14 protein-coding genes are annotated in these 18,325 nt (G+C 71.4%); 6 read left to right on the top strand and 8 right to left on the bottom strand.

All coding sequences use genetic code 11. From position 1 onward, the window contains the following. Positions 1–60: 60 nt before the first annotated feature. Positions 61–2,181 carry a RecQ family ATP-dependent DNA helicase gene (locus C4T78_RS28050; protein WP_093351574.1) on the top strand — a complete coding sequence of 707 codons (2,121 nt, stop codon included), beginning with the start codon at positions 61–63 and terminating at the stop codon, positions 2,179–2,181. On the opposite strand, the gene C4T78_RS28045 is transcribed toward C4T78_RS28050, so the two are convergent. From C4T78_RS28045 to C4T78_RS28035, 3 genes are all read right to left on the bottom strand, one after another. Next, positions 2,178–3,809 (bottom strand): DUF885 domain-containing protein, encoded by a 1,632-nt coding sequence (locus tag C4T78_RS28045; protein ID WP_093351572.1) that lies wholly within the window; start codon positions 3,807–3,809, stop codon positions 2,178–2,180. The genes C4T78_RS28050 and C4T78_RS28045 overlap by 4 nt on opposite strands. Positions 3,810–3,937: 128 nt before the next feature. Further along, entirely contained in the window at positions 3,938–4,135 is a 198-nt protein-coding gene (locus tag C4T78_RS28040) for a DUF397 domain-containing protein (RefSeq protein ID WP_374703909.1), read from the bottom strand. Continuing rightward, on the bottom strand, positions 4,132–4,983 hold the full coding sequence (locus C4T78_RS28035) for a helix-turn-helix domain-containing protein (RefSeq protein ID WP_093152301.1): 852 nt from the start codon (positions 4,981–4,983) through the stop codon (positions 4,132–4,134). The genes C4T78_RS28040 and C4T78_RS28035 overlap by 4 nt, the downstream gene beginning before the upstream one ends. A gap of 233 nt (positions 4,984–5,216) precedes the next feature. Here C4T78_RS28035 and C4T78_RS28030 point away from each other — a divergent pair, with 233 nt between their 5' ends. Together C4T78_RS28030 and C4T78_RS28025 are read left to right on the top strand one after the other, a co-directional pair. Continuing rightward, positions 5,217–5,435, top strand: a complete 219-nt coding sequence (locus C4T78_RS28030) for an HC3 family zinc finger protein (protein ID WP_093152304.1) — start codon at positions 5,217–5,219, stop codon at positions 5,433–5,435. A gap of 154 nt (positions 5,436–5,589) precedes the next feature. Then, a complete protein-coding gene (locus C4T78_RS28025) occupies positions 5,590–6,867 on the top strand; it encodes an MFS transporter (RefSeq protein WP_093351569.1) in 1,278 nt (425 codons plus the stop codon). Between the two features lie 44 nt (positions 6,868–6,911). Here C4T78_RS28025 and proB read toward each other — a convergent pair whose 3' ends face one another. The 4 genes from proB to rplU form a co-directional block, all read right to left on the bottom strand. Next, positions 6,912–8,033, bottom strand: a complete 1,122-nt coding sequence (gene proB, locus C4T78_RS28020) for a glutamate 5-kinase (RefSeq protein WP_093351567.1) — start codon at positions 8,031–8,033, stop codon at positions 6,912–6,914. A gap of 39 nt (positions 8,034–8,072) precedes the next feature. Next, positions 8,073–9,557, bottom strand: a complete 1,485-nt coding sequence (gene obgE / locus C4T78_RS28015) for a GTPase ObgE (protein WP_093351564.1) — start codon at positions 9,555–9,557, stop codon at positions 8,073–8,075. Positions 9,558–9,727: 170 nt separating this feature from the next. Then, on the bottom strand, positions 9,728–9,985 hold the full coding sequence (gene rpmA, locus C4T78_RS28010; protein ID WP_093152311.1) for a 50S ribosomal protein L27: 258 nt from the start codon (positions 9,983–9,985) through the stop codon (positions 9,728–9,730). A gap of 14 nt (positions 9,986–9,999) precedes the next feature. After that, the gene (gene rplU, locus C4T78_RS28005; RefSeq protein ID WP_093152314.1) at positions 10,000–10,308 is read right to left on the bottom strand and encodes a 50S ribosomal protein L21; all 309 of its coding nucleotides are present in this window, start codon (positions 10,306–10,308) and stop codon (positions 10,000–10,002) included. Between the two features lie 411 nt (positions 10,309–10,719). On the opposite strand from rplU, the gene C4T78_RS28000 reads away from it, so the two are divergent. The 3 genes from C4T78_RS28000 (at position 10,720) to C4T78_RS27990 (ending at position 16,747) form a co-directional block, all read left to right on the top strand. Further along, positions 10,720–12,423 (top strand): hypothetical protein, encoded by a 1,704-nt coding sequence (locus C4T78_RS28000; RefSeq protein WP_093351562.1) that lies wholly within the window; start codon positions 10,720–10,722, stop codon positions 12,421–12,423. After that, positions 12,420–13,388 (top strand): glycosyltransferase family 2 protein, encoded by a 969-nt coding sequence (locus tag C4T78_RS27995; protein ID WP_093351559.1) that lies wholly within the window; start codon positions 12,420–12,422, stop codon positions 13,386–13,388. Before C4T78_RS28000 ends, C4T78_RS27995 begins: the two co-directional genes overlap by 4 nt. 191 nt (positions 13,389–13,579) lie before the next feature. After that, positions 13,580–16,747, top strand: a complete 3,168-nt coding sequence (locus C4T78_RS27990; protein ID WP_309599293.1) for an arabinosyltransferase domain-containing protein — start codon at positions 13,580–13,582, stop codon at positions 16,745–16,747. A 52-nt stretch (positions 16,748–16,799) separates the two neighbouring features. On the opposite strand, the gene C4T78_RS27985 is transcribed toward C4T78_RS27990, so the two are convergent. Further along, a complete protein-coding gene (locus C4T78_RS27985; protein WP_235863480.1) occupies positions 16,800–18,278 on the bottom strand; it encodes a carboxylesterase/lipase family protein in 1,479 nt (492 codons plus the stop codon). Positions 18,279–18,325 lie beyond the last annotated feature (47 nt).

Here is an 18,325-nt window from a genome sequence, read left to right as displayed (position 1 = left end):
TTTCGCCGCGCCGCGGCCCCCGGACGACGCACGTCGGAGGCGTCCGGTAGGAATCGGGGCGTGGACGAACAGGCGCTTCGCGAACTCGCCGACGAACGACTCCGCGCGCTGGCCGGACCCGAGGCCTCGTTGCGCGAGGACCAGTGGAGCGCGATCCGCGCCCTGGTGCTGGAGCGCCGCCGCGCGCTGGTCGTGCAGCGGACCGGCTGGGGCAAGTCGGCCGTGTACTTCATCGCCACCGCGCTGCTGCGCGAGCTCGGCGAGGGACCGACCGTCATCGTCTCCCCGCTGCTCGCGCTGATGCGCAACCAGGTCGAGGCCGCCGCCGCGGCCGACGTGCACGCCGCGACGATCAACTCGGCCAACCCCGAGGAGTGGGCCGACATCGAGGAGCGGGTCGCCGCGGGCGAGGTCGACGTTCTGCTGGTCAGCCCGGAGCGGCTGAACAACCCGGACTTCCGGGACACCATCCTGCCCGAGCTCACCCAGAACGCCGGGCTGCTGGTGGTCGACGAAGCGCACTGCATCTCCGACTGGGGCCACGACTTCCGCCCGGACTACCGGCGGCTGCGCACCCTGCTGACCGAGCTGCCGGAGGGCGTGCCGGTGCTGGCCACCACGGCCACCGCCAACGACCGCGTCGTGCAGGACGTCGCCGACCAGCTCGGCGTCGGCGGCGAGCACACCGACCCGCGGGAAACGCTCGTGCTGCGCGGCACCCTGGACCGCGAGAGCCTGCGGCTGGGCGTCGTGCGGCTGCCGTCCGCGGAGGCCCGGCTCGGCTGGCTGGCCAGCCACCTCAAGGAGCTGCCGGGCTCCGGCATCATCTACACGCTGACCGTGGCCGCCACCGAGGAGATCTCCGCCTACCTGCGCGACCAGGGCTACGAAGTCGCCTCCTACTCGGGCCGCACCGATCCGGCCGAGCGGCAGCAGGCGGAGGCGGACCTGCTGGCGAACAAGGTCAAGGCGCTGGTGGCGACCTCCGCGCTGGGCATGGGTTTCGACAAGCCCGACCTCGGATTCGTCGTGCACCTCGGCGCGCCGTCCTCGCCCATCGCCTACTACCAGCAGATCGGTCGCGCCGGTCGCGGTGTGCAGCGCGCCGAGGTCCTGCTGCTGCCCGGCCCGGAGGACCGCGACATCTGGAGCTACTTCGCGTCGCTGGCGTTCCCGCCGGAACCCACCGTGCGCGCGGTGCTCGACGCGCTGGCGCAGCACGGGAAGATGTCGACGGCCGCGCTCGAACCGCACGTGGAGCTCGGCCGCAGCCGGCTGGAGATGGTGCTCAAGGTCCTCGACGTCGACGGCGCGGTGCAGCGGGTCAAGGGCGGCTGGGAGGCCACCGGCGAGCCGTGGCACTACGACGCCGAGCGCTACCGGCGCATCGCCGCCGAGCGCAAGGCCGAGCAGCAGGCGATGCTCGACTACCTCGGCACCTCCACGTGCCGCATGGAGTTCCTGCGCCGCCAGCTCGACGACGCGCAGGCCGCGCCGTGCGGGCGCTGCGACAACTGCACCGGCACCGGCTACTCCAGTGACGTCGACGACCAGGCCGTGCAGCAGGCCGAGGAGCGGCTGCGCAGGCCCGGCGTCGAGGTGTCGCCGCGCAAGATGTGGCCCAGCGGCATGAACGCGCTGGACGTTCCGCTGTCCGGCAAGCTGCCCGCCGACGAGCAGGCAGGCACCGGCCGGGCGGTCGGGCGGCTCACCGACATCGGGTGGGGCAACCGGCTCCGCGACCTGCTCGCCACCGGTGCCCCCGACCAGCAGCTGCCGGACGACCTGTTCCAGGCGGCGATCAAGGTGCTGGCCGCGTGGGACTGGCAGCAGCGCCCCGTCGGCGTGGTCGCGCTCGGCTCGCGGACTCGCCCGGTGCTGGTGCGCAGCCTCGCCGAGCGGATCGCGGGCATCGGGCGGCTGCCGCTGCTGGGCGAGGTGCTGACCAACCCGAACACCACGCCGCGCAGCGGCACCAACAGCGCGCAGCGCGTCGCTTCGCTGTGGTCGCAGTTCAAGGTGCCGGAGGAGCTCGCCGCGAAGCTGTCCGCACTGGACGGACCGGTGCTGCTGATGGACGACTACGCCGACACCGGCTGGACCATCACGGTGGTCAGCCGCCTGCTCCGGCAGGCAGGCGCGCCCTCGGTGCTGCCGTTCACCCTCGCCACCACGAGCTAGCCGGTCCAGTCGGCGACGACGAGGTCCAGGACCGGCATCGGCAGCGGGCCGGAACCGAGGACCAGGTCGTGGAACGCGCGCAGGTCGAAGGCCGCGCCCAGCGCTGCCCGGGCGCGGTCGCGAAGCCGCTCGATCTCCAGCCTGCCGACCATGTAGGACAGCGCCTGCCCGGGCATCTCCAGGTAGCGGTCGGTTTCGGACTGGACCTCGACCTCCGGCATCAGCGTGTTCTCGCGCAGGTAGTCCACCGCTCGCTGCCGGCTCCAGCCGAAGGCGTGCAGGCCGGTGTCCACCACCAGCCGGGCCGCGCGGTTGGAATCCATCGCGAGCATGCCCAGCCGGGCCACGTCGTCGGTGTACCAACCGGCCTCGTCGGCGAAGCGCTCGGAGTACAGGCCCCAGCCCTCCATGTAGGCGTTGACCCAGGCGAGCTGCCGGATCTTCGGCACACCGGTCAGCTCCTGGGCGAGGGTGATCTGGAAGTGGTGCCCGGGCACGGCCTCGTGGAAGGCGGTCGCCTCGGCGAGGAAGCGCGGGCGCTGCTCGGCGAGGTGGGTGTTGGCGTAGTAGGTGCCGGGCCGGGAGCCGTCGACCGGGCCGGGCAGGTAGTACGCCGCGGAGGTGTTCGGGGCCCGGTCGGCCGGGACCGGTGCCACCTGGCAGCGCTGGGCGGGCAGCCGGCCGAACCACTCCGGCGCGCCGCGCTCCGCCCGCTCGATCGCCGCCTCGGCCGCGGCCAGCAGTTCGCGCCCGTCCGACCAGCGCAGGCCGGGGTCGGTGCGCATCCGCTGCTGCACCTCGGCGGCCGTGCGCAGCCCGAAGATCCGCGAGCCGATCTCCGCGTACTCCTCGGCCAGCTCCGCGAGCAGCTCGACACCGGTCCGATGCAGCTCTTCCGGGGTGCGGCCGGTCGTCGTGTGCATCCGGACCAGGGCCGCGTAGGTCGCCTCGCCGTCCGGCAGCCAGCACAGCCCCGCGCGGTCGTCCGGCCGTCCGCGTTCCAGGGCTTCCGCGTGCAGGACCTCGCGGTACGCGGCGAAGGCCGGGCGGACCTCCGCGGCGAGCAGGTCGTCGCGTTCTGCCGCGGCGTTCAGCGGCACCAGGTGCAGCGGGTCCGCTTCCGGCGCGGCCAGGTGCGCGTCGAGGTAGTCGACGGCGGCGCGCACGCGGCCGGCGATCGGCAGCCGCCCGGTGGACAGGCCGTGCCGCAGGCGATCAGCGCCTTGGGCCAGGAACTCGGGTATCGCCGCGAGTCTGGTCAGGAAGTCCTGCTCCTGCTGCGCACCAGTGGGCCGCGAGCTGGCGAGCAGTTCCAGCAGCTTGCCCAGCGGAGCGGTCTGGCCGTCGTGCACGGTGTGCTCGACGAGCCTGGCGTCGATCCGGGTGATGAGCGATTCGGTCTGCTCCACCAGCACGCCGAGCGTGATCGCGTCCTGCCCGGTCGCCTCGATCCGGCTCGCCGCGTCGAGAACGCGGACCGCGCGGTCGCGGAGCGATTGTTCGGCTGCTTCGGAGAGATCGTTGAGGCGGTCCTCGGTGCCCGGGAATCCCACGAGCAGTTCGTTCAGCGGGTCAGCGGTGGCGAGGAGTTCCAGGGCTTCGTCGGCGAGTTCGCGCACTGTCGTCACGACAGCAGTCTGCCGTTGAGCACAACGCCTTTTTCACTCGATCGATCCGGAAACCGCACATTTTTTCGCAATTCGCCGGCGCGCGGCCGGATCGGCGGTGCCCCCTCCCCTCGGGGCACCGCGGGTCGTCAGGCGTCGAACCGGCCTGCTCGGATCCCGGCGACGAAGGATCGCCACTGCGCACCGGAAACGGCGAAGTAGCCGCCCGCCCGGTGCTTGGAATCGCGAACCGCCGCACCATCACCGCAGCGACCGACCTCCACGCAATCGGTCTCCTGCGCCGACCTGCTCGACTTACGCCAACCGACCGGCTGTGCCGTAATCACGCAATAGCCTCCATCTCGTTCGCACACTTGGTGATGAACGCGATCGACTCGGCGTCGTCCATCGCGAACGAGAGCAGGGTAGTGATCGCTTCCAGGTATTCCTGCGCGAGTCCGGGGTTGTAGAGGAAGGCGGAGGAGCGGTAGTGCTCCAAATGCACGATCGGCTGCGCCTTGGGGAATTCGAACAGCACGAACGGCCCGACGTGCCCGGGGTGCCAGGTGGTGCTGCCGCTGGGCAGCACCCGGACGTCGATGCTGGGCCACGCCGCCAGTTCCGCCACCTTGTGCAGCTGCTCGGCCATCACCGCGTGCCCGCCGATCGGTTCGCGCAGCGCGTTCTCGCTGATGATCGCGGTCAGCCGCGGCGCATCGCGGGCGGCCAGCACCTCCCGGCGGCCGAGGCGCATGAGCACCAGCTTCTCCACCTCGCCGACCGGTTTTCCGTGCATCACCGCCCGCGCGTAGTCGGAGGTCTGCAGCAGGCCGGGGATCAGCCCGGTGGCGACGTTGGTGATGCGGGTCGCGGTGCGCTCGAACTCGATCAGCGCGGTCAGCTCCTGCCGCACGCCCGCCCGGTCCGCGGTGAGCCAGTTCGGCGCGTCGGCGTCGCGCGCCATCTCGACGAGTCGATCACGTTCGGTAGCCGAAACGCCCAGTGCTGTCACGAAAGCGGCAACCACTTCCGGCGGAGGCACGGACCGACCGGTCTCGTACCGCATCAGCTTGACGTGGTTGGTGTCGAGCTCGTGTGCCAGCGCACGCAGGCTCCGACCGACCGCTTCCCTGGCTTCGCGCAGCTCAGCGCCGAGCGCGCGGGCCTTCGGCGTACCGCCAGTGGTACGGGTCATGAAACACAGCGAAACAGAATTCCGCGCCGGTAACTACTACCTGTTCAGGTAATTGGCCCCGCGTTTCAGTACCAGCAGAATGGTACGCGCGACGACGACCGGTCAGGAGCACGAGATGCGGACACCAGCGACCAGCTCCTGGACCTCCGGCGTCTCGCCACCGAACCCGGCTGCCAGGACGCGACCCACTCCCGGTGGTCGTCTCCGGTCGACTTGGAACAGGCGGTGATCGCATGCCACACCCGTTTCGCTGGCAACCCGGTGAAGGTCAGCGGCACGCCACGCTGAAACCGCGCCCGAAGGGCGGCTTTCCGGACGACGCGCAGATCGAGGCGCTGTGCGGCACGCAGATCACTGTGGACAACTCCGACGTGGCGTGGCTGTGGACGACCTGCCCGGAGTGCAACAAGGGCGCGCACGAGCTGGCCGGAACGCCGATCGTCCCCCGTTGAGCACCGCGGGGCGGGCGCAAGTCCTTCCCACTGGCTGAGTTCGCACCTTCCGAACGGACGGCCCAGACCGTACTGTGTCGTCACCCGTTCGGGCTCCGGAGCGCGTCAACGCGCCTCCAGGGGGCGGGCGGGTTGCCACGACACGGAGGATGCGATGTCCCAAGGCACGGCGGCGACCGGCGAATCCCGGCTGCCCTTGCGCACCCTGATCGCTGCGAGCATCGGCAACGCCGTCGAGTGGTACGACTGGACGATCTACACCGCGTTCAGCGTCTACTTCGCGCACGCGTTCTTCCCCGGTGAACTCGCGCTGATCAACACGCTGGCCACGTTCGCGCTGGCGTTCTTCTTCCGGCCGCTGGGCGGTTGGCTGCTCGGCAGGTTCGCCGACCTGCGCGGCCGCAAGACCGCGATGCTGGTGACCATCTCGCTGATGGCGGGCGGCTCGCTGGTGATCGGGTTGCTGCCGACGTTCGAGACGATCGGCTGGGCGGCGGCGATCCTGCTCGTCCTGGCCCGGGTCAGCCAGGGGCTCTCGCTGGGCGGCGAGGTCTCCAACGCCTCGGCCTACCTCGCCGAGATCGCACCGGCCGCCAAGCGCGGCCGGTACTCGGCGTTCTTCTACATCTCGACCGGCACCGCGCTGCTCATCGCCTCGCTGCTGGGCTACCTGCTGACCGCGCTGCTGACCGAGGAGCAGCTCACCGACTACGGCTGGCGCATCCCGTTCCTGATCGGCGGCGTGCTCGGCCTGCTGGGCATCTGGTTGCGCCGGACGCTGGAGGAGACCGAGCAGTTCGAGGAGAACCAGGAGAAGGCCAAGGCGCTCCGGAGTCCACTGTGGACCACGCTGACCCACCACCCGAAGGCGGTCGGGCAGCTGGTGGGCTTCAGCATGCTCTCGACGCTGTGCTACTACACGTTCTTCAGCGCGCTGACGCCGTTCGCGGTGAAGAACCGCGATGCCGACGCCACCGACGTGTTCCTGGCGCTGTCGATCGCCACCGCGCTGTTCATCGCACTGCAGTACCCGATGGGCGCGCTGTCGGACCGCTTCGGCCGCAAGCCCCAGCTGCTGGTCTGGTCGGCCGCCACCGCGATCCTCATCGTCCCGCTGTCGACCCTGGTCCGGCCCGGTCTCGGCAACCTGCTGGTGGTCTTCTGCGTCGGAATCGCGCTCTACACCGCGATGACCTCGATCGCCCCGGCGATCATGTCCGAGCTGTTCCCCACCGAGCTGCGCGGCCTGGGCATCGGCGCCTGGTACAACCTCACCGTCGCGGTGTTCGGCGGCACCGCGCCGCTGGTCATCCAGATGCTGGCCCAGTACGAGCTGTCGTCGCTGTTCTTCTGGTACATCGCGGTGGGTGCGGCGATCGCGTTCTTCGTGATCCGCACCCTCCCGGAGACCCGCGGCACCGAACTCCGCTGACCAGCCCGGTGAAGGGCACGTCGGGGCGTGCCCTTCACCGGGCTTCAGCGGAGGGGGACGAGGTCGTCGGCGTGGACCACCTCGCGGCGCTGTTCCGGGGGCAGCTGGTGGCTGGAGCGGCCGATGAGCTCCGGGAGCTCCGCCGCGTCGTAGGCGACCACTCCCCTGGCCACCACCGCGCCCGCGGGATCGACCAGTTCGACCACGTCACCGCCGTCGAAAGCGCCCTCCACCGCGGTGATCCCCGCGGCCAGCAGCGAGCGGCGGCGCTTGACCACCGCTGCGACGGCACCGTCGTCCAGCCAGAGGCGGCCGCTGGCACCGGCCGCGTGCGCCAGCCAGAAGCGGCGGGCCGACAACCTGCTTCCGGTCGCGGCGAAGGCGGTGCCCACGTCCGCCGGGCCCAGTGCGCGCTCGGCCTGCGCGGCCGAGGTCAGCAGGACCGGGATTCCCGAGGAGCAGGCGACCCGGGCCGCTCCCACCTTCGAGGCCATGCCGCCGGTTCCGAGCCCGGAGGCGCCGGTGCTGCCCGCCCGCACGCCTGCCATGTCCGCGTCACCGTTGACCTCGCGGATCACCGAAGCACCGCCGTGCCGCGGATCCCCGTCGTACAGCGCGTCCACATCGGACAGCAGGATCAGCGCGTCGGCGCCGACCAGGTGCGAGACGAGCGCGGCGAGCCGGTCGTTGTCGCCGAAGCGGATCTCGGTCGTGGCCACCGTGTCGTTCTCGTTGACCACCGGCACCGCGCCGAGGCCCAGCAGCCGGTTCAGCGTGCGCTGGGCGTTGCGGTAGTGGCCGCGGCGCACCACGTCGTCGGCGGTCAGCAGGACCTGCCCGACGATCAGCCGGTAGCGCGAGAAGGACTCGGCGTAAGCGTGCGCCAGCGCTTCCTGCCCGACGCTCGCCGCCGCCTGCTGGGTGGCCAGATCTCGCGGTCTGCGGCTCAACCCCAGCGGCGCGAGACCAGCGGCGATGGCGCCCGAGGACACCAGCACCACCTGGCAGCCGGACGCCACCCGCCGGGCCACCGAGTCGACCAGCGCGGACAGCCGTGCGGTGTCCAGACCGCCTTCGGTGGTGGTCAGCGACGAAGAACCGACCTTCACCACGACCCGCTGCGCGGTCGCGACCGCCTGCCGGGTCGCCGAGAGCTCAACGCTCACCGGACTTCCTCCTTCAGGTGAGCGCTAAGGGCGCAGCGCTCACTCGTCGCCCTCCCGGAACTGGCCGAACTCGTCCAGCGAGCTGCGCCTGGTCTTCTTGGCCGCCTTGCGCTCGTGGGCGGAGACCCGGTCGTCCTGGTCCACGCGCAGGTCGGTGCCGCGGCGGCCGAGCACACCGGCCACCCCGGCCGGCGTCGACGGCTCCCAGTCGAAGGTCATCGAACCGATGGTCACCTGGCTGCCGGGCTCCGCGCCCTGCTTCGCCAGCGCGTCCTCCACGCCCAGCTTGGCCAGCCGGTCCGCCAGGAAGCCGATGGCCTCGTTGTTGCCGAAGTCGGTCTGCCGCACCCAGCGCTCCGGCTTCTCGCCGCGCACCACGTAGGCGTCCTCGACCTCGGGGTCGGGCTCGACGGTGAACCCGCCGTCGTCGACCGCGGTCGGGCGGACGACCACGCGCGCGGCCTCCGGTTCCGGCAGCTGCTCCCGGTAGCGCTCCACCTCGGCGGCCATCGCGAAGCTCAGCTCGCGCAGGCCCTCGCGGGAGGCGGTCGACACTTCGAACACCGGCCAGCCGCGCTCCTCGACGTCGGCGCGCACCAGGTCGGCCAGCTCGCGGGCTTCCGGCACGTCCATCTTGTTGAGCACCACCATGCGCGGGCGCTCGGCGAGGTCGACCCCGCCGTGCTCGGCCTTCAACGCCGGTGTGTACTGCGCGAGCTCGTTCTCCAGGGCGTCCACATCGGACATCGGATCGCGGCCGGGCTCCAGCGTGGCGCAGTCCACGACGTGCACCAGCACGGCGCAGCGCTCGATGTGGCGCAGGAAGTCCAGGCCGAGGCCGCGGCCCTCGCTGGCGCCCGGGATCAGCCCGGGCACGTCGGCCACGGTGAACACGGTCTCGCCCGCGGTGACCACGCCGAGGTTGGGCACCAGCGTGGTGAACGGGTAGTCGGCGATCTTCGGGCGCGCGGCGGAGAGCACCGAGATCAGCGACGACTTGCCCGCGGACGGGAAGCCGACCAGGCCCACGTCGGCGACCGACTTGAGCTCCAGGACGAGTTCGCCCTGGTCACCGGGCTCGCCGAGCAGCGCGAAGCCCGGGGCCTTGCGCGCCTTGGAGGCCAGCGCCGCGTTGCCCAGGCCACCGCGGCCACCGGCGGCGGCGACGAACGTGGTGCCGGTGCCCACCAGGTCGGCCAGCACTTCGCCGTCCGGGGTCATGACCACGGTGCCGTCCGGAACGGCCAGCACCAGGTCCTCGCCCTGGGCGCCGTTGCGCATGCCGCCCTGCCCCGGCTTGCCGTTGGAGGCGCGGGCGTTGGGCCGGTAGTGGAAGTCGAGCAGGGTGTGCGCGTTGGGATCGACGACGAGCTGCACGTCGCCGCCCTTGCCGCCGTTGCCGCCGTCCGGCCCGCCCAGCGGCTTGAACTTCTCCCTGTGCACCGAGGCGCAGCCATTCCCGCCGTCGCCAGCCGCGACGTGGATGGTCACGCGGTCAACGAACCGCGACACGAATGCCTCCAGGAAGATCGAGCCGGGTGGGCCCGGCGGTAGAACACGGGCGAATCCGATTCAACAACGGCGGGGCCGATTCGCATCCCGGCGCCGGAGCGGATCCGCGAACAGCAACGAGGGGCGGGCCGGACTAGCCGGACCCGCCCCTCGTCGGGAAGTACTCGCAGTCGAGAGCCGGATCAGGCCTCGACCGGCTTCACGCTGACGGCCTTGCGGCCCCGGTAACGTCCGAACTCGACGGTCCCGGCCTCCAGCGCGAACAGAGTGTCGTCGTTGCCGCGACCCACGTTCAGACCCGGGTGGAACTTGGTACCACGCTGACGGATCAGGATCTCGCCGGCCTTGACGACCTGGCCGCCGTAGCGCTTCACCCCGAGGTACTTGGGGTTCGAGTCGCGGCCGTTCCGAGAGCTGGATGCGCCCTTCTTGTGTGCCATGACTACTCAGGTCCTCACTTGTTGATGCCGGTGACCTCGACGCGGGTCAGCTTCTGGCGGTGACCCTGTCGCTTGTGGTAGCCGGTCTTGTTCTTGAACTTGTGGATGCGGATCTTGGGGCCCTTGGTCTGCTCGACCAGCTTGCCGGTCACCGACACCTTGGCCAGCGCGTCGGCGTCGGTCGTGACATCGGTGCCATCGACGACCAGAAGTGCCGGGAAACTGACCTCGGAGCCCAGCTCGCCTTCGAGCTTCTCGACCTCGACGACGTCTCCGACAGCCACCTTGTACTGCTTGCCGCCGGTCTTGACGATCGCGTACATGAGTCGGAAGTCTCCTGCTGCTCGGTTTCGCTACTTTCACCAGGTCTGCGGCGGACGTCCACCTCGACCCGAAGAGGATCGAGGATTCCTACCACGCCGCTGGTGCAGCGCCTCGGTGGGGTTCCCGTCCCGGCAGCGCGGAGCACCACTCGAAACAGGCGTTTTTTCTCTCCGCCCGTCCGGCGGCGAGAAGTTCTCACCCATCATACAGACCGCGTTCCGGACCCCGATCGGGCGGGGCCGCTCCACGCGGGGCGCACGACTGCGGGAGCCGGGCGACAGGCGAGCCGCGCCAGCCTAAGTCGGCCCGGTTCACGCGGTCAAATCGACCCCGGCCGAAAGAAGGTGCCGGGCCCCGCCGAGCGCTTGCTACGGTAGGTCGCCGTTCTACTTGATCTGGGGAAACAGCTCGTGACTGACATCGCACCGGAGGCCGAGCGGGACGAGGGCGCCGCCTCCGGGACCGCACCGCGCCGGAGCCCGCTGCACCGGTTCGGCCCGCTGCTGCTCGGCCTGTCGGCGATCGTTCCACCGCTGATGATGCTGCGGGAAGTGCTGCGCTACTCGCAGATGCACTTCTACGACTACTGGTGGGTCCTGCTCGACCTCACCAACGACGACGGGACGCTGCGCCCGGAGGCCCTCCTGGGCTTCCGCAACGAACACCCGTTCGTGCTGCCCAGCCTGCTGTTCTGGCTCAGCGCCCGCTACGGCAACGGGCTCAACCAGCCGCTCGGCCTGGCGATCCTGGCCTTCGGCGTGATCAGCGTGCTGCTGGTGTGGGCGATGCTGCCGAAGGAGCTGAACGGCTGGCAGCGGGCCGGGCTGGTGGCGGCCACCTCGACGCTGGTGTTCAACCCGCACGGCATCCACAACTACGTGCGTTCGATGAGCGGCGCGTCCTGGATCCTCGCGCTGATGCTGGTGCTCGCCGCGCTGCTGGCGATGCAGCGCGGGCACCGGCTGTGGGCGATCGTCTTCGGCCTGCTGGCGTCGATCAGCTACGGCACCTCGTTCGCCGTGTGGCCCGCGCTGGCCCTCATCGCGTGGCTGCGCGGGGACCGGCGCCGGTGGGTGGCGACTCCGATGGTGGTCGGTGCGGTCGTGGTGCTCTCCTGGCTGGTGCTGCGCGGCCCGCAGGGCGGCGGCGGCGCGTCGCCCACCGACGATCCGGCGCAGGCGCTGCTGGCCGGGCTGAGCATGCTCGGCATGGTGTGGACCGGCACCGAACCGGCGATCGCGCTGATCGCCGGCGTGGCCGGGCTCGCGGCGCTGGTGGTGCACGCCCGGCAGACGCCGGAGCAGCGGCGCAGCGCGGCACCGTGGTGGGGTCTGGCGGTCTACGCCGTCGGCTGCGCGGTGATGATCTCCGGCTCGCGCGCCGCGTTCGGCGAATCGGCCGGGCTGCAGAGCCGGTACAACAGCATGACCGCCGCGCTGTGGATCGCGCTGCTGGTGATCGTGGTGACCTGGCCCAAGCTGCCGAAGCTGCGCACCGTCACCGTCGCGGGCACCGTGCTGGCCACCGTGGCGCTGGGCGCGCCGATGGCGCAGAGCGTCCGGGCCGACTCGGCGAACCAGGACCTGCTGGCCATCGCCGCCCGCATCGGGCACCCGGAGCACTTCTCCGACCGGTTCCCGGAGCCGGAGCGGTTGCTGCCGAGGCTGCAGGCGCTCGGCCACTACCCGTTCTCCCCCGAGTTCACCCTGAACTGCCCCGACGGCTTGGAGATCGGTGACCGGATCAGCACCGCGAACTGGCGCACGCCCAGCGAGGGCGCGTTCCGGGAGCCCCGCCCGGACGGCCGGGACGTGATCCTCAACGTCGAGACCGACCAGGTCGAGGATGGCGCGCGGATGCTCAAGGGCTGGGCGATCTCCGGCATCGAGCGGGCGAGCTGCGTCGCGGTGCTCGACCAGAGCGGCACCGTGATCGGCGGCGGCGTCGTCGACATCCCGCGCTCCGACGCCGAAGCGCAGACGCCGGGCATCGAGATCGGGCTCGGGTTCGAAGCGGCCGCGCCCGCCCAGCCGGGCCTGCTGCGCGTCGCCTTCCACTTCCCCGACGGCTGGTGGATCCGGCCCCTCACCGAAAGCCCGCAGGTCGCGTCATGACGCAAACCCCGTTACCGCAGGTGTCGTTGCTCGCCCCGGCGAAGAACGAGCAGGAGAACCTGCCCGAGCTGTTCGCCCAGATCAGCGAGGCCATGCAGCAGCAGGACCGCAGCTGGGAGCTGGTGGTCGTCGACGACGGCAGCACCGACGGCAGCTGGCAGGTGATCAGCGAGCACGCGGCGCGGGATCCGCGGATCCGCGGCATCCGGCTGCGCCGCAACTTCGGCAAGGCCGCCGCGCTGGCCGCCGGGGTCGCCGAGGTGCGCGGTGAGCTGCTGGTCACGCTGGACGCCGACCTGCAGGACGACCCGGCCGAGATCCCCCGGCTGCTGGCCGAGCTCGACGCGGGCGCCGACCTGGTCAGCGGGCACAAGGCCAACCGGCAGGACCCGCTGGGCAAGCGGCTTCCGTCGAAGGTGTTCAACTGGTTCACCGGGCTGATCACCGGCCTGAAGCTCTCCGACCACAACTGCGGGCTCAAGGCCGCGCGGACCGAGGTCTACCGGCGGGTTCCGCTGTACGGCGAGCTGCACCGCTACATCCCGGCGCTGGCGCACCAGCTCGGCTACCGGGTCGCCGAACTGCCGGTGCACCACCGGCCGCGGCTGCACGGCAAGTCCAAGTACGGCCTGGAGCGCTACTTGCGCGGCGCGCTGGACCTGCTCACGGTGGTGGCCCTGACCCGCTACGGGCGGCGGCCCGCGCACCTGTTCGGCGGGCTGGGGATGCTGGCGGGCACGATCGGCACGCTGATCCTGCTGTACCTGACCGGCGTGTGGTTGTTCACCGACCAGCCGATCGGCACCCGGCCGCTGCTGACGCTGGGCATCCTGCTGGAGATCTTCGCGGTGCAGATGATCTCGGTCGGGCTGCTCGCCGAGCTCGTGCTGCACCGCACCGGCCGCGATCGCGACGTCGACGTGCTGGTCGCCGACCAGACACCGGCCACCCCGGCCGCCGCCTGAGCGGTGTCGCGGAACACGTTCGCGCGAAGATCAACTACTGCGGGGTAACGACGTGAGGACCAGCCGGTAACGGCGTGCTCACCGCCGGGGGTGCACTCGTCCGCGCTCGGTCACAGCCCCGTAAGGTGCTGCGCGTGCACTCGGCGAAGCGACTTCGGCTGTCTGCCGCAATCCTCGGAATCTTCGGGACGGTGCTCGCGCTCCTGATCCCGTTCCTCCCGGTGAAACACGACGTCACCACGCTCAAGTGGCCGACGGCGGAAGGCACCAGATCGGTGTCCGCGCCGCTGGTCGCCTACTCACCGCTGTGGTTGGACGCGGAGGTGCCCTGCGCCGCCGTGCGGAGCCTCGACGAGCGCACCGCCGGGCCCGGCATGCTGCTGAGCACGAACCCGCCGTCCTCGGACTTCGGCAAGCTGACCGGTCTGGTGCTGCAGGTCGACAACGGCCAGGTGGCGCTGTTCTCCAAGGGACGGCAGGTCAGCACGACCCAGCTGCCGCCCGGTGACTGCACCATCGCGGTGCGCGCGGACGCCTCCGGCACCACCGCCACCGTCGGCGGCGAGCAGTGGGCGCACGTGCTCGGCGACCAGCGGCCCCAGCTGACCGGCGTCTACTCGGCGCTGGACAACGCGGTCGACGACGTCCGGGGCCTGTCCTTCGAGGCCCGCGTCGACAACCGGTTCAGCACCGAACCGACGGTGCTCAAGCTGGTCGTGATGGCGCTGACCGTCGCGGCGTTCATCGGCTCCGTGGTGTGCCTGCGGCGGCTGGACGTCCGGGCCGGGCGGCGCGCGCCGCGACTGGCCCCGACCGGCTGGTGGAAGCCGACGCTGCGCGACGCGGCGGTGTTCGCCGCGCTCGGCGTGTGGTGGCTGATCGGGGCGATGACCTCCGACGACGGATACGTGCTCAGCATGGTCCGTTCGGAGGAGAGCGCCGGGTACGTCAGCAACTACTACCGCTGGTTCGCCAACCCCGAATCACCGTTCGGCTGGTTCTACGAGCTGTACGCGCTGTGGGTGCAGGTCTCCACGGCGACGCCGTGGGTGCGCCTGCCCGCGCTGCTGATGGGCATCGTGTCCTGGCTGCTGATCAGCCGTGAGGTCCTGCCGAGGCTCGGTCAGCAGGTGCGGCGCTCCAACGCCGCCGGCTGGGCCGCCGCCGCGGTGTTCCTGGCGTTCTGGCTGCCCTACAACAACGGTCTGCGCGCCGAGCCGGTCGTGGTGCTGTTCTCGCTGCTGGCGCTGTGCGCCGTCGAGCGCGCGGTGGCCACCGGCCGACTGGTTCCGGCGGCTCTCGGCCTGGTCGGCGCGGCCCTGTCGGTGGGCGTCAACCCGCACGGCCTGGTCGCCGTGCTGCCCTACATCGCAGCGATCAAGCCGCTGTACCGGCTGGTGCGCAAGCGCGCTCAGGAGTTCGGCTGGCTGCCGGTGCTGGCGCCGATCGCCGCCTCCGGGTTCGTGATCCTGACGCTCGTCTTCTACGACCAGACCTTCCGGTCCGTGCTGGACTCGATGGAGCTCAAGACCACCTTCGGGCCGAACGGCCGGTGGTACGAGGAGCTCAGCCGCTACAGCCTGCTGTTCAGCCAGAGCCCGGACGGTTCGCTGACCCGCCGGTTCCCGGTGCTGCTGGTGATCCTGTGCCTGGTGACCTGCGCCGTGGTGCTGCTGCGCCGCAACCGCATCCGGGGCGCGGCGCTGGGCCCGAGCCGGCGGCTGCTGGCGATCGTCGCGATGTGCTTCGTGGTGCTGGCCCTGACCCCGACCAAGCACACGCACCACTTCGGCATCTTCGCCGCCTTCGGCGGTGCGCTGGCCGCCCTGACCGCGCTGGCCACCAGCACCACGGTGCTGCGCTCGCGGCGCAACCGGGCGGCGTTCGTTGCCGGGCTGATGGTGATCCTGGCGTTCGCGGCCACCGGGCCGAACGCCTGGTGGTACGTCTCCGGCTGGGGCATCCCGTGGTTCGACAAGCCGCCGTCGATCGGCGGCTACAACTTCAGCACGCTGTTCCTGATCTTCGCCGCGGTCGCGGGCGTCATCGCGCTGATCGAGCACCTGCGCATCGACGAGAACAACCCGAAGGTCGTCGACGAGAGCTGGAACAGCCCGGAGAAGCGCAGCCGGGCGCTGCGGCTGGGCACCGCGCCGCTGTCGGTGCTGTGCGCGCTGCTGGTGCTCGGCGAGCTGGCGGCCTTCGGCAAGGCCATCCAGAAGCAGGACGACACCTACAACCTGGGCGTGGACAACATCAGGCAGCTCGCCGGATCCAGCTGCGGGTTGTCCGACTACATCGACGTGGAGACCGATCCGCGAGCGGGTGTGCTGCCGGTGTCGCCCGAGCAGCCGACGGTGGCCGCCCGGGCGACCGACAAGGCCGTGCCGGTTCCGCCGCGGCGGCTGGTCGGCCACGAGACGGCCGCGGAGTACCTGCGGTCGAAGGAGACCGGCTTCACCCGGCCCGGCGTGCCCGTCGGCAACGGCGGCGACCCGGAGGAGCCGAGCTGGCGGCCGCCGCACCAGTTCGGCGACGACGCCGCCCCGGCGTGGGGCAGCTACGACGAGGCCGGGCTCGGCACCGGTGAGCTGCGCACGCCCTGGTACGACCTGCCGGAGGAGGCGCTCAGCGGCAAGACCCCGGTGGTGCTCAGCCTGGCCGGCTCGGAGACCGGCGCGAACTCGCTGGTGATGGAGTTCGGCCGCGACACCGAGCGCGGCTTCGAGATCACCGGTCGCTACGAGGTCGAGCAGGGTCCGCCGCCGGGCTGGCGCGACCACCGCTACTCGCTGGGCGCCGAAGCCGAGGGCGCCACGAAGATGCGCGTCATCGCGGTCGACCAGGCGCTCGGCGCGGAGGGCTGGCTGGCGGTGACCGCGCCGCGCGTGCCGAAGCTGGCCAGCATGACCGATCTCGTCGGCGACTCCCCGACGTTCGTGGAGTGGCCCGCCGCGCTGGTGCACCCGTGCCTGCGGATCTCCGGCCTGTACAACGGCGTCGCCGAGATGCCGCACTTCCGGGTGTCGGCCGGTGAGCTGGTGCGCGACGTCGGCGAGGGCTGGTCCTCGCCGGACGCGGGCGGGCCGTTCGGCTGGCTCAACGTCGCTTCGAGCGTGCGGGAGCTGCCGACCTACCTGCGCGGCGACCCGCAGCAGGACTGGGGCTCGCTCTACGTCGTGCACCCGTACGACGCGGACGCCCTGCCCGCGCAGGCGGCGTTGGACATCCGGCCGGAGACCCACTGGGGCACCTGGTCGCCGGGGCCGCTGACCGAGGCGGTGGAGCTGCCGGGCGACGTGCCCAGCTCCGACGACCGGACCGACATCCCGACCTTCGACACGCCAGAGCAGAACTGATCACCCGAGCGAAGGGCCCCCGTCGCGCGTTGGCGACGGGGGCCCTTCGCCGTCAGCGGGTCCAGAACTCCATCCGGTGGTCGGCGGCGAAGTCGGTGGGCCCGATCTGCTCCGGGTGCAGCGACTGGACGTGCTGGTCGGCCGATGTGAAGCGCGGCCAGCAGATCAGGCCGGGCCCGTTGGGGTCGCCGCTGCGCGCGAAGTTGGCCCAGTAGCGGTGCATCGTCGCCGCCAGCCGCCACTGCTCCGCCGACAGCGGCGCGAGCCCGCCCATGTCGAACTGGTACGGGAGTTCGGACCCGTGGTAAGCACCGGGTGGGAAGCCCTCCGGGAACGGCACCACCGGCGGCGCGTTCCGGTCCGCGAACTCGTAGACGTAGGTGGGAGTGCGCTCGTGCAGGGCATGCGCGAGGTCCCAGAGCGAGCGCGCCCACGCGGCGTCGTCGAGCACCGTCGACCAGGCGAGGCTGGGCGACGCGCAGGCGTCGATCGGATACTCGCGCGCGATGTCCTCGGCCGCCGCGTCGAAGCCCTCCGCCAGCAGCTCGGCGTAGCCGTCCGGGGTGACCGGCTGGCCGGTGCCGTCGAAGAACATCGCGACGAACAGCCTGGCTTCGTCCCGGGTGTTGCCCGCGAGCACCGGCACGCGGTGGAAGCGACCGGCCGTCAGCGCCCGCACCGGCGACTCCGGCAGCACCTCGTTGCCGAACCCGGAGCGGGTGAACACCGGGCTCAGCTGGAGCAGCTGCTCGACCGGGAGCGCGCGCAGCTGGTCGACAGCGCTGCCGCGCCCTGGTCGCAGCCACCCGGCCTCACCGATCACGTGCTCGGCCAGCCCTTCGAGCTCGGCCGCCGACAGCCACAGCGACGGCATCTCCGGCGAGCCGGGCACGTAGGCGTTCGCCGGAGCGCGCATCAGCGGGAAGCCGCTCTGCACGATCGCCCGGTGGAACAGGCCCGCCGAGCCCGGAGCCACCAGGTGCGCGCCGATCGAGAGCCCGCCGTAGGACTCGCCGAACAGCGTGACGTTGTCCGGGTCGCCGCCGAACGCTCCGATGTTTCGCCGCACCCAGCGGAGCACCTCCTGCTGGTCGGCGATGCCGAAGGCGCCGCCGGGCAGCCCCGGATAGCCGAAGTTGCCGAAGATGCCCAGCCGGTAGTTCGCGGTCACCACCACGACGTCCTCGGCGACGGACAGCCGTCGCGCGTCGAAGACCGACCCTTCACCGTTGGTGCCGCCGCCACCGTGGAGCCACACCATGACCGGCTTGCGACCACCGGTGCGCGGTGCGGTCACGTTCAGGAACAGGCAGTCCTCGTCCACGCTGCCCACGTCGGCGAAGGACTGCGGGAGCTGCGGGCACGGGCTGCCCGGAGCGATCGCGTCCCGCACCCCGGCCCACGGTTCGACCGGCCACGGCAGGCTCCAGCGCAGCTCGCCGACGGGCGGCGCGGCGTAGGGGATCCCCTGGAAGAGCCGGTGCTCCTCGAAGATCAGGCCCCGCACCCGGCCGGAGTCCAGCTCCAGCACGTCTGTCCCGCTTCTCCGCGATTCGCAGTGGTGGTCGCGTTCGCGAT

It is taken from the genome of Saccharopolyspora kobensis (genome assembly GCF_900108315.1).
GTDB classification, from domain to species: domain Bacteria; phylum Actinomycetota; class Actinomycetes; order Mycobacteriales; family Pseudonocardiaceae; genus Saccharopolyspora; species Saccharopolyspora kobensis.
The sequence above is the reverse complement of the archived record's forward strand: the minus strand, read 5'-3'. Positions and strand labels throughout refer to the sequence as shown.